Below are 15830 nucleotides of genomic sequence, written 5' to 3'. Positions count from 1 at the left end.
CATCTATGTAAAGGAGCATATACCATGAATCACGACAAAACAGCAAAGGAAATTCTTAGCGCAGTCGGCGGCAATGATAATATTAATAGCGTTATTCACTGTGTAACCCGTCTCAGATTCAATCTGAAAGACATGGAAGCTCCCAATAAAGATGAGATCAAGGAGATTGACGGAGTCCTTACGGTGGTGGAGAGCGGTGGACAGTTTCAGGTCGTCATCGGGAATGAAGTACCCAAAGTGTATGAATCTCTCGTAAAAACGATGGGCATCAGTCCGGTAACTTCGGATTCGGATGCGGCTCAAGGCGAAAAAAAGGGATTGTTTAACCGCTTTGTTGATGTCATTTCCGGTGTGTTCATGCCCGTCGTTGGTGTCCTGTCGGCAGCAGGTATCCTCAAAGGACTATTGGCATTGTTCATAACACTGAATTGGCTCACCGAAGAGATGAGCACGTACAAAATTTTGTTTGCAACAGCCGATGCCTTGTTTTATTTCTTCCCCATCCTGCTTGGATTCTCAGCGGGCAAAAAATTCGGGGGTAATCCATTTATCTCGGCAACCATTGGTGCCGCGCTCGTCTATCCAACCATGACAGCAGCATTTACGGAAGGCACGGCCATGTCCTTTCTCAGCATTCCGGTCGTGTTGATCAACTACACATCGTCAGTTATACCGATCATTATTGCTTCATACCTGGCCGCGACCTTCGAGAAGTGGCTTGCCAAGATTGCGCCTGCTTCCATTAAAATGTTTTTTGTACCGCTGGTTACGCTGGCTGTCATTACACCACTTGTATTCCTGGCCGTGGGTCCGGTGGCAACATTGTTAAGTGACTACCTGGCCAAAGGGGCAATGTGGGTATATGGACTAAGCCCGATTATTGCAGGCTTGATTCTTGCGGGGATCTGGCAGACGGTCATTATCTTCGGATTGCACTGGGCATTTATTCCGATTCTGCTCAACAACGTCATAACGAACGGATTCGATCCAATCAATGGTATGTTGTTTTGCACCACTTTTGCACAGACGGGTGCAGCCTTTGCCATCGCCATCAAAACACGGGATAAACGACTGAAACCGATTGCTACATCCGCAACCATTGCCGGTTTGATGGGTGTAACCGAACCAGCGATCTATGGTGTGACATTGCCTGCCAAGAAGCCTTTTATTATGGCATCCATTGCAAGCGGTATCGCCGGGGCTGTGGCCGGTTTTATGGGTTCCAATGCTTACGGATTTGCCGGTGGCGGTGTGTTCGGTATTCCGCTCTTTATTAATCCGAAAGGGATCGATACCGGGTTTGTTGGATTCATCCTGTCTGTCATTATTGCTTTTGTATTGGGCTTTATTCTGACGTACATCTTTGGTTATAAGAATGCATCCTCGTCGAAGCAGGCTCAAGCATCCCGTGTGACTTCTGATTCGAATGAATCTGCTGACGTTTCTGTCATTACCCCAATCCAGACGGGGACGGAAGCACTGGAGGAGAAAACCGTGTTTAGCCCGCTCACAGGTAAACTGATTCCTTTGACAGGGGTGGGTGACGAAGCATTCTCCAGCGGTGCTATGGGGCTGGGAGCAGCGATTGTACCGACGAAAGGCGTGGCATATGCACCGTTCGATGGTGTGGTAGTTACGATCTTCAAGACGAAACATGCCATTGGTCTGCTGTCCGAGGATGGCGTAGAGATCCTGATCCATGTCGGCATTAATACCGTGAGTCTCAAGGGGAAACATTTTACTTCCTTTGTATCCGACGGGGATGTTGTCAAAAAAGGTGACAAGCTGGTAGAGTTCGATATCGATGGCATCGTGGCCGCTGGCTTGGATATAACGACTTCCGTGATCGTATCCAATACAGCCGTATTCAACGATATTCAGGTTAATGAACAAGGCAATGTTATGCAAGGAGAGACCTTGATTACTATAAAGTAATGCACAATGTATAAGCTTGAAATCACATAAGAACAGGAATCAGAGGGGCAGTTTCTTCGTGTATACGGGGAGACTGCTTTTTTTATTGGACTCTTATCATATATAGAATAAATTCATAACAATAGTTGTATGATAAAAACAAAGTGAAAAAAACATATACAAACTTTATGTAAGTTACTTGACTAAATGAATTTAATTACTTATTATCAACATTAACAGAATAAATTAAACATAACGAAAAAACAAACAACAACACATGAGGAGGAACAAACGATGACGAAACTTAACATTGGAATTATTCTTGGAAGCACACGTGAGGGGCGTTTGAGTCCACAGGTTGGAGAATGGGTAAAGCAGATTGCGGATGCACGTGGAGATGCCAACTATGAGATCGTGGATATTGCTGATTACAAGCTGCCTCTCTTGGGAGAAGCGGATGCAACGGAGCAGGCTACTGCTTGGAATGCGAAGCTGGCAAGTCTGGATGGGTTCGTATTCATTGTACAGGAGTATAACCACAGCATCTCCGCATCGTTGAAGAATGCACTGGATTACGCACGTGAGGCATGGAACAATAAGGCGGCAGGCATTGTAAGTTATGGTTCAGTAGGTGGTGCACGTGCAGCAGAACATCTGCGGGGCATTCTAGGTGAGCTGTCGGTTGCTGATGTTCGTGTTCATCCGGCACTGTCGCTGTTTACCGATTTTGAGAACGGAACGACTTTTAAACCGGCCGATCTGCATCTGACCAATCTGAACGGCATGCTGGATCAGGTGCTGTCCTGGAGCGGAGCTCTAAAAACGGTACGTTCATAAGTGCATGTGAGTCTACAGTTCTCTTTACAGAGGAATTAAGAGACTGATACTGCGATTCGAGTGACATCGTTATCTATATCAATGTTAAAGGGCAGTTCTCCATTCGGGAGAACTGCCCTTTGCTTATTATATCTATGCGATAAGATGCATCGTTTAGCTGTTCTGTTTAGCAGATGTTCGGTAATGCAGAGAGTTATGACACCCGAAGAATTAGACGATACCTTGTGCGAGCATGGCGTCTGCCACCTTCAGGAAGCCAGCGATGTTCGCTCCGGCAAGCAGGTTACCTGCGCAACCGTACTCATCCGCTGCCTCAACACAGCTAGTGTAGATGTTGGACATAATGTCATGCAGCTTGGCGTCCACTTCTTCAAATGACCAGGACAACCGCATGCTGTTCTGCGACATTTCAAGTGCGGACACGGCAACTCCACCAGCATTAGCTGCTTTGGCTGGTCCAAACAGAACGCCTTCTTTATGGAAAACGTCAATCGCAGCCAGAGTGGAAGGCATATTCGCTCCTTCCCCGATCGCTTTAACTCCGCCTTGCACGAGCAATGCAGCAGCCTGTTCGTCGATTTCATTTTGCGTTGCACACGGCAGCGCGATATCACACGGGATAGACCAGATGCCTTCACAGCCTTCGGTATACACAGCATGTGGATGCTCTTTGACATATTCGCTGATCCGCAGACGGTCAACCTCTTTTAATCTTTTTACGGTATCCAGATTGATTCCTTGAGCATCATAGATGTAACCACCGGAGTCACTACACGCCACAACATGAGCTCCAAGCTCCTGAGCCTTCTGAATGGCATAGATGGATACATTACCCGAACCGGAGACAACCACCGTGCTGTCCTTGAAGCTCAGTCCTTTGGATGCCAGCATTTCCTTCACAAAGTACACGCATCCGAATCCTGTAGCTTCCTTACGGGCAAGACTTCCTCCGTACAGCAAGCCTTTACCTGTGAGTACGCCAGCTTCGTGTCCACCACTGATGCGTTTGTACTGTCCGAACATATAACCGATTTCCCGTGCACCTACACCGATGTCGCCGGCAGGTACGTCCGCATCGGAACCGATATATTTGTACAGCTCAGTCATGAAGCTTTGAGTGAAACGCATAACTTCCAGATCTGATTTTCCTTTTGGATCAAAGTCGGAACCACCTTTACCACCGCCGATTGGCAGACCAGTCAGGGCATTTTTGAAAATTTGTTCGAATCCAAGGAATTTAACGATTCCCGAGTAAACGGAAGGATGGAAACGAAGTCCGCCTTTGTAAGGCCCAATTGCGCTGTTGAACTGAACACGGAATCCGCGGTTTACTTGTACCTTACCTTGATCATCTACCCAAGGCACGCGGAACGTAATGACACGTTCTGGCTCAACAAGCTGTTCAAGCAAGCCATTCTCCCGATATTTCGGATGAGCTGCAATGACCGGAATTAGCGAGTCCAGGATCTCTTTGACAGCCTGATGGAATTCACTTTCCTGTGGATTTCTGGCGATAACTGATTCGTAAACGGAATGAACATACTCTGCTGCAGATACTTGAGTTGAATCCTTAGTTATAGTCGACACTTTTTCAATGCACTCCTTTATTGTGTTAAAGTCTTGGGATGGCTATTTGTATAAATTGCATAAAAGTTTGTAGTTAAATATACATGAAACCCAATAAAAATACGAGATAAAAAGCCATAAAATGTTTTTTAAGGGTTATTAAAATCTTCTATGGATCTGTCATACGATGTAAAGGTTAGATATTGAAGACACGCTGAACATTCCTTTAAGCGCTATATAACGTGAAGTTAACCGAATATACTGGATTAAAAAATTTGTTTTGGTAAGATGGTAATAAGACCGCGGGATCCGTGGTTTTTTTATCTATATGAAGGAGGAGAACAACATGATGAAGAAAAACATGCGAATCAACATGGAGAACAAGGCTTGTATAGGAGGTGAGATCTATTATGAACCATAGGTCCTCCTTTCAAAATTGCAGAGAAATGCTGGTGAACCAGCTCATTATATTCGGTGAAGAGAAAAGAACATTTCTCGACGCCTATTTTGACGTGCGTGATCCGGAACGTTCGCAGATGGAACGGCTGCTTGCCACCTATACAACGTGTGTGGAGAAGCTGCTCCTCGGTTCGGATGAAGCTCTGGACTCGGTGGTACTTATCGGTAGCTTGATCCGTTTTGAATACGTTGACTTTCATACAGCTGATTCGTTCACCATTGTTATGCCGGATGATGCGGACCCGGACGCGGGGCATATTTCCTTTCTCTCCCCTGTGGGACGGCAATTATTGCTTGGACTCAAGGGAGAAGTGAGATCGATTAATATACCGGCTGGCTCCATGCGAGTACGCATTACGGATATTGCGTTAAACAATGACTCTTTGAACCGGATGTCCACTGGGGGTGCAGATCATGCACTTTAAAGAGACGGATTTGCCGGGAATTGGACGCAAATATTGGCTGCACACACGAAGCGGTGAGCATCTGGTCATTGTCATCCATAATGATGAGCGTCGTGATCTGTTTCACATGGAATCAGGCGATTCGCCTGAAGAACTGGGAGACATGGTGTCACTAGTCACACTGGATGATGATGAGGCACGTGCGGTTGCGGCTATCGTCGGTGGTATGACGTACAAACCAACCTTTCAGGATGAGCGTGAAGTGATGCTGGAGGGACTGTTAATTGAATGGCTCCGTATTGAGCCTCATTCAGAGAGCATAGGAAGAACGATCGGAGAACTGAATATTCGCCAGGCAACAGGAGCAGTTATTCTGGCTGTGGTGGAGAAGAACAGGACGAAACAGTTTAATCCAGGTCCGGATTATACTTTTACTGCGGGGGCTACGGTTGTTGTCGCTGGTGAACGGGATCAGATTAAACTGTTAAAACAATTATTATCCAATGGACGGCTCTAGCCTATGGATATGCTCATATTCGAAGTGGGAATTGCCGTTGCGCTGATTACACTTACGGGGCTAATATCTGCACGATTACGATTTTCGGTTATACCTTTCTATATCCTGATTGGCATGGCTGTTGGACCGCATGCACCACAGATTGGCATTGTGGATCTGCGTTTTATCGAAAGCTCGTCATTTATTGAATTTATGGGCAGGCTTGGCATTCTGTTTTTACTTTTTTATCTGGGGCTTGAATTCTCGGTATCCCGTCTATTGAAGTCGGGCAAAGCCATTCTGACTGGAGGCATGTTCTACGTTGGACTAAATTTTGCTTCCGGTCTGCTGCTGGGTTGGTTTATGGAACTTCCGCTCAAGGAAACGTTGGTGGTCTGTGGCATTATGACGAGTTCTTCCACAGCGATTGTGGCTAAAGTGCTCGTAGATCTGAAGCGCACAGCCAACCCCGAGACGGAGATTATTATGGGCATGATTATGTTTGATGATCTGTTCATCGCCATTCATATCTCAATCCTGACAGGGCTTGTACTGAGCGGCGCTACCTCATTCCTCAGCGTCTTTCTTGTATCCCTGTCTGCGCTGCTGTTTATTGTTCTATTTTTGATTATAGGCAGGAAATGCATCAAGTATATCGACAAGGCACTCAACATTAAATCATCCGAGTTGTTTCTGCTTACGGTTATGACACTTCTCTTTCTGGTGGCGGGTTTCTCGGAAACCTTACATGTAGCCGAGGCGATTGGGGCTCTGATGATGGGGCTGGTTCTTGGGGAATCGAGACATGCCAGCCGAATTGAGCATCAGATCATGCCGTTTAAGGATTTCTTTGGTGCCATTTTCTTCTTCGGCTTTGGCCTGACCATTGAACCTTCATCCCTCGGGGGTGCCGTTGGAATGACCGTCATTGCCGTGATTCTCACCATCGCCAGCAACTATGGTGCGGGCATAATCGCTGGCAGACTCTCCGGGATGACACCGAAGGCTTCTCTGAACGTGGGCTTTACGCTCGTGTCCCGCGGGGAGTTCTCCATTATCATGGCGAACATCGGCAAGGCAGGAGGCCTGATGGCATCCATTCAGTCCTTTGCCGTGTTATATGTATTGATTTTGGCAGTGCTTGGCCCGATTCTGACGAAAGAATCACCATGGATCTACAATCAATATGCTCGCTTGAGGAAAAGAATGAGGGGGAAAGAGACGGGATGAATTGTGCATCTGTTTGCCACGTCTTTACAGCATAGGTTAGTACACAGATGCAAACACATATTGAATCTTAATCCACTGATAAACCGTACACGCCACACTGCTTGGAGTAGTAATTCTCTCCTTGGTGTGGCGTTTATTTTACCTGGACCGGGGAATGTACTATCCATTTTATTGACAGATGTATGAAGGCTGTTATACAAAGAAGTATACTTATAGATGTATCTTAATGAAAGTCACGGAATGCACGGCTTTTTTTGGTTATATAAGATGATGCTCATGCAATCTGAAGGGGACTCATCTATGACAAGAGGAGAATGAACATCATGGATAATCTGTCTTCATATCATTCAACACATCATTACTGGAAACAGTATCAAGCCTTTTTCCCGGAAGAATTCAGGCTAGGAGACCATGCGAATCCTGAAGAGGAGTGGTGGGAATCAAACGGGGTTCATCTGCACATCGATCGGTTGCCCGCGCCCGAGTCGCCGATCAAAATTCTGTTCATCCACGGAGCCGGAGGCAATGGCAGGTTGCTCGCTCCTTATGCTCGAATGTTGCAGCTCCGAGGCTATGAGGTAGTATCGCCAGATCTTCCGCCGTATGGGCTGAGCTATCCGTTGTCCGGGACACATGTCAACTATGAACTATGGATTAAGCTGCTTGTTTCACTCGCTGATCGGGAATATAGGAAAGACGGCAAACCGATCGTGGCGTTGGGAAGCAGCATTGGAGGCATGCTGGCCTATCACACGAGTGCACGAAGTGAGCACGTACAGGGCTTGATCGTAACAACATTTGTGGACACGAGTGATGCTGATATGCGTGACCAGCTTGCACCGAACCGTCTTATTAGCCGATGGGGCAAACGTATGATGGATCAGTTTCCGGCTTTACTGGATCATATACGGATCTCTGTGAAGCAAGTATCACGTATGAAGCTGATTACCAATAATCCGGATTTAACCCGACTTATTATGAATGATCCACAGGCGGCAGCGACGCGTGTCCCGTTGGAACTATTAAGAACATTCCTGGATAAGAAGCCAGAGGTAACCCCGGAACAGTTTGATCAATGTCCCGTACTGCTGGTTCACCCCGAACTGGACCCGATGACACCATTACGGTTCAGCCAATCTTTTTTTGATCGATTGAAGGTGGAAAAGGAATGCGTAGTGTTGGAAGGAGCAGGCCACTTCCCTATAGAACAGCCAGGGCTGAATCAATTGGAAGAAGCCGTGTTACGATTTTTACATAAGATTCAATTATAAAGGTCATGAAAAATCTTCAGATGAGACAGGTATTCGTATTATAAGTACTGAAACACCTTCTGCTTAAGGGAGGTGAATTTGGATGTTTTCTATCTGAACTGCGACACCGCCGACCTGAATCTGTGTGACTTCATTGGAACTGCCCAGAGTTAATCTGGCTAGGATCTCTGAGGGCCGGTTCATGGTATATCCTTGTTTAATCGTATAAGTCTGATCATGAGGAGTTGGAAGTTGCTGATACTTATGCAGGTAACATAGCAATGCCCCATTGGATGTACCTGTTGCACTCTCTTCCGGTATATCGTAAAGAGGTGCAAAATTACGACATTCTGCCAGAGTGTTCTCTGCATCTGGTTCTAATGCAAACACGTGATAACCTATGACATGATGAGCCTTGCATATTTTAGTGATAAGCTGGAAGTCAGGAACGATTTTTGCCAGAACATCAACATGTTTGACGGCTATCAAGATATCGGGTAGTCCGGTAGATACGATCTGTACAGGTAATTCGGCGTGTAAATCATGTAAAGGAATATGCAAAGAATCGGCAATCTGCTGTCGGTCCACGATCTCTCCAAACTCCGGCAACGTCTGAGACAGATATACTTCACCATTTGCTTCGATAACTACTTTAAGAATTCCAGCCAATGTCTCCAGTGTGTATGTACCAATATCAACGAGCTGTTTTGCCTCCATCAGATAAAATAGCGCAACCGTTGCATGCCCACATAGATTAACTTCATCGTTGGGGGTAAAGTAACGAACTTTGAAATCAGCCTGATCCGATGGCATAACAAACGCCGTTTCTGAGAATCCAACTTGTCTGGCAATCTCCTGCATCTGGGAGTCGGACAAGTGTCCTGCTTGCAAAACAACTCCTGCGGGATTTCCGCCTAAAGGCTTATCCGAAAATGCATGTAAAGTACTTACTTCAATTTCCACATCGCTACCTCGCTTGTTCGTTATTAGGTTCAATAGCTCTACATTATATCACGATTCCTGATCTGGATTAAGAATCCAAAACCTGCTGCTAATTCGTGAGTATAGGTCAAGTGAACGTCCGGGAAGGGTAATGAAGAAGGAGGGTATAACGATAATGCTATAGAAAGGCTGGGATCTCTAATGAAAGCCATTGTGATTGAAAAGTTCGGCGGAGCGGAACAATTGAAGGAAAAGGAAATGCCCAAGCCGGCATGTGGAGTGAATCAGGTGTTAATCCGCATTCATGCTACTTCTGTGAACCCGGTGGATTTCAAAGTCAGACAAGGCCATATGAAAGAGGCAGCGGATTCTTTTCCACTTATATTGGGCGGGGATGCTGCCGGTACGGTGACTGAAGCGGGTTCGAATGTCGCAAGGTTCAGAGCGGGAGATCGCGTATTTGCCCGTCCTCGTCATTTCGGGACCTATGCAGAATATGTGGCCGTGGATGCGGACATCATTGCCCGCATTCCGGAAAATTTGAGCTTTGAGGAAGCAGCAGCCATACCACTGGCAGCCATGACAGCCTGGCAGGCACTTATTGACCATGGGCGACTTGCCAAAGGGCAGAAGGTTCTCATTCACGCCGGAGCAGGCGGTGTAGGGACCTATGCCATTCAGATTGCCAAATATCTTGGTGCTGAAGTAGCTTCCACCGCAAGTGAGTCGAATGAGGAATTGCTTCGTTCGCTGGGAGTGGACCATTTTATCAATTATAAAAAAGAAGACTTCTCGGAGATTCTCTCCGATTATGATGTCGTGCTGGACACGATGGGTGGCGACATTCAGCGTAACAGCTTCAAGGTATTAAAGGCCGGCGGGCATCTGGTATCGCTTGTGGAACAACCAGATGAAAAGCTGGCTAAGGAAGCTGGTGTAACGGCCAACGTGTTCATGATGGAACCCAAAGGGAACCAACTCGATCAGCTGGCTGAGCTCGCTGCTGAGGGCAAGCTGAGACCCATCATTGATGAGACATACCCCTTGAGTGAACAAGGACTGCGTGAAGCACACGAAAAAAGCGAAACCCATCACACACGCGGGAAACTGGTCATACGAGTAGAATAGATGAGAATTACCACTAATATTTCAAATTTAAAAACTTTACTGACGGAAGATGTCAGTGAAGTTTTTTTATACTAGAGGTATCGACTAGAAGGGAAGTGCACTATGCATACCAAAAAAGCATATCTTTATGTATTTGATACGATGTCAGACTGGGAGGTAGGTTATTTAATTGCTGAACTAAACTCGGGAAGGTATTTTAAAAAAGGACTTGCACCGATAGAAGTGGTTTCCGTGGGTGTTGATCAAAATCCGGTGACTACCATGGGAGGATTGGAAATATTACCTCGCATTTCAGTTGACGAGTGTATGTTGGAAAGTACAGATGTGTTGATTCTTCCAGGGGGAAATACTTGGATGGAATCCATTCATGAGCCTATATTGAAAAAAGCTTCGACATCTTTGGAAAAAGGTCATGTTGTTGCGGCAATATGTGGTGCAACCGTTGGACTTGCGAGGATAGGATTGCTGGACGCCAGAAGGCATACAAGCAATGATCTGGAATATTTGAAAATGATTTGTCCTCATTACGTTGGAGAAAAATACTATGAAATGGTATCGGCCGTAACGGATGATAATTTAGTTACAGCATCGGGCATAGCCCCGTTGGAATTTGCGATGCAAGTATTGAAGGTGCTGGATGTATTTACTCCGGAGACTTTAGATTCGTGGTTCAATCTATATCAGACTCATGAACCGAAATACTTCTTCGAGTTAATGAATTCGATTAAATAGCTGACATTTCGATATGTTCGCATGGAGTGGAATAAGATATAATAGTAACAATTTATTCCATTCTATGTATGAGGTGATTCGGATGTCCAATGAGCTCATTCAAGCAATTCAATTATTAAAAGAAAAGAAGTGGGTGGATCTGACCCATACGTTTGGACCGGAATCTCCGCATTTCTCAGCTTTTGATGCGGCGTCATTCGATACGTTGTTTAATCACGATCAAGGTTTCTTTGCCCAGAGTTTCAGGTTTCCGGGTCAATATGGTACGCATCTGGATGCGCCGATCCACTTTGTGCGGGATACCCGGTATCTCGATGAACTGGGCTTGAAGGAGCTTGTGCTACCGCTGGTTGTCATTGATCAATCTGAGGCTGTAGAGAGCAATCCGGATTTCACGCTCGATGTCGAGCATATTCTTGAGTTTGAAAAAGAGCATGGTGTTATCGAACCTGGCAGCTTTGTTGCACTGCGTACCGATTGGAGCAAACGCTGGCCCAGTCATGAAGCATTCGACAACAAGGATGCTGAGGGCAACAGTCATGCACCCGGATGGTCGGTCAGTGCGCTAATGTTTTTATTCGAAGAAAGAAAAATACAGGCGATTGGCCATGAAACCTTCGACACCGATTCAGCCGTGGATTATCAAAAGAACGGATCACTTCTGGCAGAGTATTATGTACTTGCCCAAGATACATATCAGGTAGAGCTGTTAACAAATCTGGATCAGGTACCGGCCAAAGGTGCGGTGATCTTCAACATCGTTCCCAAGGCGGAAAAGGCGTCCGGCTTTCCAGTGCGTTCATTTGCCATTTTACCGTAAAATAAGGTTGACCATAGGTATATGGTAATTGACTCACACGCAGTTCTTTCCGATTGATTCGTATATGTAAATAACAAAAGAGGCGTATTACTCCTCTAATTGTCGAGAAACCCAGGTCATTTATACGACCTTGGGTTTCTCTTGCGTTCAGGCAGAGCAGATTGGAAATACCCAAATTGATATGGGCATTAGGCTCAATCTTGTGTTAACATGTGCACTAAACTAACCCAATAGCATGATTGAGAAGGGGATACCATGTCCATTCGAATAAAAATGTTGCTGTCCTTCACGGGAATGCTCGTCATAAGTCTGCTGTTCATCCTGCTTACGGCGAGTCTGTATACGATTGCTGCAACAGGCGATCTGCAGGGGTTTCGTGATATTTACAAAGTACATTATCAGGTCAACCCGCTTACGGAACAGGGAGAAGCGATCTTTCAAGAGATGAAGTTTCTGGCCAAAAATGATCCGGATGAGCTGCAGAACAAGGTTTTGCTGCGCGAGTACGACATGAAGCTTCGAGCCGAGAAATCAGGGCTCTACATCAGACGAGAGAGTAGCCAGATCTTCGAATCGCTGACCTTCAACCAGCCAGAACTGAAGCAGGCACTGCCTGCCTATGATCTTAACAATTATCAGATTCGCAGCACCTTCAACATCGGTGAGCGATTCTATGCATATGCAAAATTTGATTTTCAATATTCAGATGGGGAACGGGGGAGTATCTTCGTCATTCGTGAGAGAAGTCCTTTCGCTGAACTTACTCGCAAGCTGCTGCCTGTGATGTCACTTCTGCTCATCGGTGTCCTCATCATCGCGAACCTGCTCTTATTCCGCTGGATCACTCGCAGCTTTATTAAGCCATTGAATCAACTTCGGAGTTCAGCCGAACATATTAAGGATGGGAATCTTTCCTTCAAGCTTCAAGTCAGCTCCAATGATGAGGTTGGACAACTCAGCGACGCATTCGAGAGCATGCGAAATCAATTGCAGCGCTCCAATGAGTTACGTCAGCAAGACGAAGCGAATCGCAGAGAGCTCATCTCCAACATTTCGCATGACCTCCGCACACCGATCACCAATATTAAAGGTTATATTGAGGGGATTCGTGATGGAGTGGCCAATACTCCGGAAAAAATGGAGACGTACGTCAATATCATTCACTCCAAAGCAGTTAGCATGGATAAGTTGGTGGATGAACTGTTTTTGTATTCAAAGCTTGATCTGAATCAGGAACCCTTCCTGTTCAAAGTGGTAGATCTTGTTGATTTTCTGGAAGATAGCATTGAAGAACTGAGGTACGATCTGGAGGATAAAGGGGTAGCTTTGGATTGGGATAATCGGGTATCTGGTCCGGTCATGGCTTCGGTAGATCTGGATAAATTAAAACGCACCGTTGTCAATATAGTGGATAATGCACTCAAATATATGGAGAATGAACCAAAACGATTCGGGATTACACTTCAAGCAGATGAAGAATGGACTACGGTAGCCTTTAAAGATAATGGCAGTGGAATACCGAAAGAGGCGCTGCCTTATATATTTGAACGCTTTTATCGGGCAGAGCAATCTCGCAATTCCTCAACAGGCGGAAGTGGTTTGGGGCTGGCGATTGCCCGCCAAATCATCGATGGACACGGAGGCTGCATTTGGGCGGAGAGTAAACCCGATGACGGCACGATCATTTATATCAAACTAAAACGGCTGAAATGAAGAGGGGGGACTAATTGGTAATGACAAACATTTTGATTATTGAGGACGAAACAACGATAGCGGAATTGGAACGGGACTATTTTGAACTCAACGGGTTTTCTGTGGAGCTCTGCCATAACGGGGATGAAGGGCTAATGCTTGCTCTGGAAGGGAATTACAATCTGATTATTGTTGATCTTATGCTTCCGGGACTGGATGGCTTCGAATGTTGCAGGCGCATTCGCGAGGTGAAGGAGGTGCCGATCCTTGTCGTCTCTGCGAAGAAAGAGGAGATCGATAAGATTAGAACGTTCAATTTGGGTGTTGATGATTTTATTACTAAGCCGTTCAGCCCAAGTGAGTTGGTTGCAAGAGCGAAGGCTCATTTGAACCGATATGAGAGACTGCTTGGCAAAAGCAAACCAGCCGAACAGGATGAAATCCATATTCGCGGGCTTCATATCGATAAGGGAGCGCGCCGCGTTTTTGCTAATGGCGAAGAGGTAGCCATTACAACCAAGGAATTCGATCTACTCGTATTTCTTGCGAGTCATCCGAACCGTGTATTCAGCAAATCCGATCTGTTCGAGCGGATCTGGAGCATGGATTCCAGCGGAGATATTGCGACGGTTACCGTCCATATTCGCAAACTGCGTGGGAAGCTGGAGGCAGATCCCAAAAATCCGGAGTATATTGAAACTGTCTGGGGTGCGGGTTACCGGTTCACCGTATAAGTTTCGAGAAAAATTAGATTCAGTTTATAGTTTTTTCATATTTTTGTCCTTGGGAGTTTCTTTTTGTCCTCTATTCTATAGATACAGGCAATTTCAACCTATAGAGGAGGAATTCAAATATGAATCCGATAACCCGAAAAATGGCTACATTTTTAACGATAACTGCATTAAGCACAGCAGTATTCCCGCTAACTACCAATCACGTACAAGCAGCTACATACGCTTCTAACGTTGCAGATACAGCGACACAGCTTACCGACCTGCAGATTGAGGCTGCCATCAAGGAATTGAACAGCTTGGGAATCATGAATGGGTATGCCGATCAATCCATGGGTGAACATAGAGCCATTACCCGCGCAGAATTAGCATCACTGGTATTCAAAACGTTTAATTTGGAGGAGAAGAAGGGAGAAAGCGTTGAATTAACGGACGTTAATCCTGACGCGTGGTATGCACCGTATGCATCAAAGCTCGTTGAACTTGGCATTATGCAGGCGAATAACGGACAATTCAATCCACACAGTCAAGTGACGGATGCAGAACTCGAACAGGTCGTATCCAAAGCGATGCAGCGTGACGTGAAATCCGTTCACCATTGGATGAGTACGTTCTATTCCGAGAACGGTTCGACCACACGCGGGGAAGCAGCGGTTCTGTTGCAAACGGCCCACCAGGCTATTCCTTCGGAGCAGGCTCAAATCCAGAGTGTTAGATCGCTGAATGCCATTACGTTAATTGTCACGTTCGACAAACCGCTGACAGCAGCGGATGAAGTATTTGCCAAGGCCAAAACCGATTTTGCGCTTAGTGGTGGGTTGACGTTGACCAACATGCCTCGTCTGAAAACAGGGTCCATCGCGACCTACATCGTTCCAACTTCCGTTCAACGTGCAGGTGAAGTATATAGCCTGACTTTTAAAGGCCAAGATGCGCGTACCTTTGAAGGCAGTGGCACGAAATTAAGTATGACAACTGCGAGTCAAATAACGAATGATACGTTCGAGATTGAAGCATTACAAGAGAACGGTGTAGTGGATTATGGTTATATCATTTCGGCCTACAGCGGTGGTCGAGGGGCCAATGCGTTTGTGTTGAATGACCAAGAACAAGCAGGAGGCAAAACGTATCAAATTATCTCCTCCATGCAGGCGAGACAAGTCGTGATTACACCAGAAGGTGGCGAGCCCATCGTTGCCAAATATGTTCCGTTCACGCAATCGACAGATGGCAAACAAGAACCGAAGTTCCGTTTACCTGAAGGACAAACATTGCAAACCGGTGTGACATATACGGTTTCTTCTGACTGGGCGAACATCAATAACGCTTCATTCACCGCAAGGTCGTTTGATTCGTTGGAGGTGGCGAGTGCCCAAGCTGTGAGTGAAACTTCAATTGAAGTTACGCTGGCGCAAGATCCTGGAGATGAACTGTTCTCCGGTCGAAGTGTGACATTAATATCACCTAACGGTGACGTTCTGACAGCTACATATAAATATTCAAGCCGGAAAGGCGCCACGGGCGTATTCGACCTTGTTAATGATGGCAAGTTAATCCCAGGCACGACCTATACGATAAGTCCAGTTGGAGATTGGAGTGTCGCTTCTTCGGTAACAGTGACACTGTAGT

Annotated in this window: 14 protein-coding genes; 12 read left to right on the top strand and 2 right to left on the bottom strand. The window is 46.0% G+C overall.

From position 1 onward, the window contains the following. Nucleotides 1–24: 24 nt before the first annotated feature. Nucleotides 25–1935: a beta-glucoside-specific PTS transporter subunit IIABC gene (locus MHB49_RS26010; RefSeq protein WP_405153532.1), complete on the top strand. Its 1911-nt coding sequence runs from the start codon at nucleotides 25–27 to the stop codon at nucleotides 1933–1935. Between the two features lie 273 nt (nucleotides 1936–2208). Then, nucleotides 2209–2751 (top strand): NADPH-dependent FMN reductase, encoded by a 543-nt coding sequence (locus MHB49_RS26005; protein WP_405153531.1) that lies wholly within the window; start codon nucleotides 2209–2211, stop codon nucleotides 2749–2751. A 210-nt stretch (nucleotides 2752–2961) separates the two neighbouring features. Here the strand turns inward: MHB49_RS26005 and gdhA are convergent, their stop codons facing one another. Further along, nucleotides 2962–4338 (bottom strand): NADP-specific glutamate dehydrogenase, encoded by a 1377-nt coding sequence (gene gdhA / locus MHB49_RS26000; protein WP_405153530.1) that lies wholly within the window; start codon nucleotides 4336–4338, stop codon nucleotides 2962–2964. A 389-nt stretch (nucleotides 4339–4727) separates the two neighbouring features. On the opposite strand from gdhA, the gene MHB49_RS25995 reads away from it, so the two are divergent. The 4 genes from MHB49_RS25995 to MHB49_RS25980 all read left to right on the top strand — a co-directional run bounded on the left by MHB49_RS25995 (nucleotide 4728) and on the right by MHB49_RS25980 (nucleotide 8177). Beyond that, nucleotides 4728–5201: a GreA/GreB family elongation factor gene (locus MHB49_RS25995; protein WP_111618621.1), complete on the top strand. Its 474-nt coding sequence runs from the start codon at nucleotides 4728–4730 to the stop codon at nucleotides 5199–5201. Then, the gene (locus tag MHB49_RS25990; protein ID WP_113053601.1) at nucleotides 5191–5697 is read left to right on the top strand and encodes a cation:proton antiporter regulatory subunit; all 507 of its coding nucleotides are present in this window, start codon (nucleotides 5191–5193) and stop codon (nucleotides 5695–5697) included. The genes MHB49_RS25995 and MHB49_RS25990 overlap by 11 nt, the downstream gene beginning before the upstream one ends. Nucleotides 5698–5700: 3 nt before the next feature. Next, the gene (locus tag MHB49_RS25985; protein ID WP_405153529.1) at nucleotides 5701–6906 is read left to right on the top strand and encodes a cation:proton antiporter; all 1206 of its coding nucleotides are present in this window, start codon (nucleotides 5701–5703) and stop codon (nucleotides 6904–6906) included. 323 nt (nucleotides 6907–7229) lie between these two features. Then, on the top strand, nucleotides 7230–8177 hold the full coding sequence (locus MHB49_RS25980) for an alpha/beta hydrolase (protein ID WP_405153528.1): 948 nt from the start codon (nucleotides 7230–7232) through the stop codon (nucleotides 8175–8177). Between the two features lie 63 nt (nucleotides 8178–8240). Here the strand turns inward: MHB49_RS25980 and MHB49_RS25975 are convergent, their stop codons facing one another. After that, the gene (locus MHB49_RS25975) at nucleotides 8241–9119 is read right to left on the bottom strand and encodes a PhzF family phenazine biosynthesis protein (RefSeq protein ID WP_405153527.1); all 879 of its coding nucleotides are present in this window, start codon (nucleotides 9117–9119) and stop codon (nucleotides 8241–8243) included. 180 nt (nucleotides 9120–9299) lie between these two features. Here MHB49_RS25975 and MHB49_RS25970 point away from each other — a divergent pair, with 180 nt between their 5' ends. From MHB49_RS25970 to MHB49_RS25945, 6 genes are all read left to right on the top strand, one after another. Beyond that, nucleotides 9300–10226, top strand: coding sequence for an NADP-dependent oxidoreductase (locus tag MHB49_RS25970; RefSeq protein WP_405153526.1), 927 nt, complete (start codon nucleotides 9300–9302; stop codon nucleotides 10224–10226). A 102-nt stretch (nucleotides 10227–10328) separates the two neighbouring features. After that, nucleotides 10329–10958, top strand: coding sequence for a type 1 glutamine amidotransferase family protein (locus tag MHB49_RS25965; protein WP_405153525.1), 630 nt, complete (start codon nucleotides 10329–10331; stop codon nucleotides 10956–10958). A gap of 82 nt (nucleotides 10959–11040) precedes the next feature. Beyond that, nucleotides 11041–11778, top strand: a complete 738-nt coding sequence (locus MHB49_RS25960) for a cyclase family protein (RefSeq protein WP_247898834.1) — start codon at nucleotides 11041–11043, stop codon at nucleotides 11776–11778. Nucleotides 11779–12033: 255 nt separating this feature from the next. Further along, entirely contained in the window at nucleotides 12034–13491 is a 1458-nt protein-coding gene (locus MHB49_RS25955; protein WP_405153524.1) for an ATP-binding protein, read from the top strand. 20 nt (nucleotides 13492–13511) lie between these two features. Continuing rightward, nucleotides 13512–14204 carry a response regulator transcription factor gene (locus tag MHB49_RS25950; RefSeq protein ID WP_405153523.1) on the top strand — a complete coding sequence of 231 codons (693 nt, stop codon included), beginning with the start codon at nucleotides 13512–13514 and terminating at the stop codon, nucleotides 14202–14204. 119 nt (nucleotides 14205–14323) lie between these two features. Further along, on the top strand, nucleotides 14324–15829 hold the full coding sequence (locus tag MHB49_RS25945) for an S-layer homology domain-containing protein (RefSeq protein ID WP_405153522.1): 1506 nt from the start codon (nucleotides 14324–14326) through the stop codon (nucleotides 15827–15829). Nucleotide 15830 lies beyond the last annotated feature (1 nt).

The sequence above is a fragment of the Paenibacillus sp. FSL K6-0108 genome (assembly GCF_045040695.1).
Taxonomy (GTDB): Bacteria; Bacillota; Bacilli; order Paenibacillales; family Paenibacillaceae; genus Paenibacillus; species Paenibacillus pabuli_B.
Note: the sequence above shows the minus strand (reverse complement) of the source record. Positions and strands in the feature narration are given on the sequence as shown.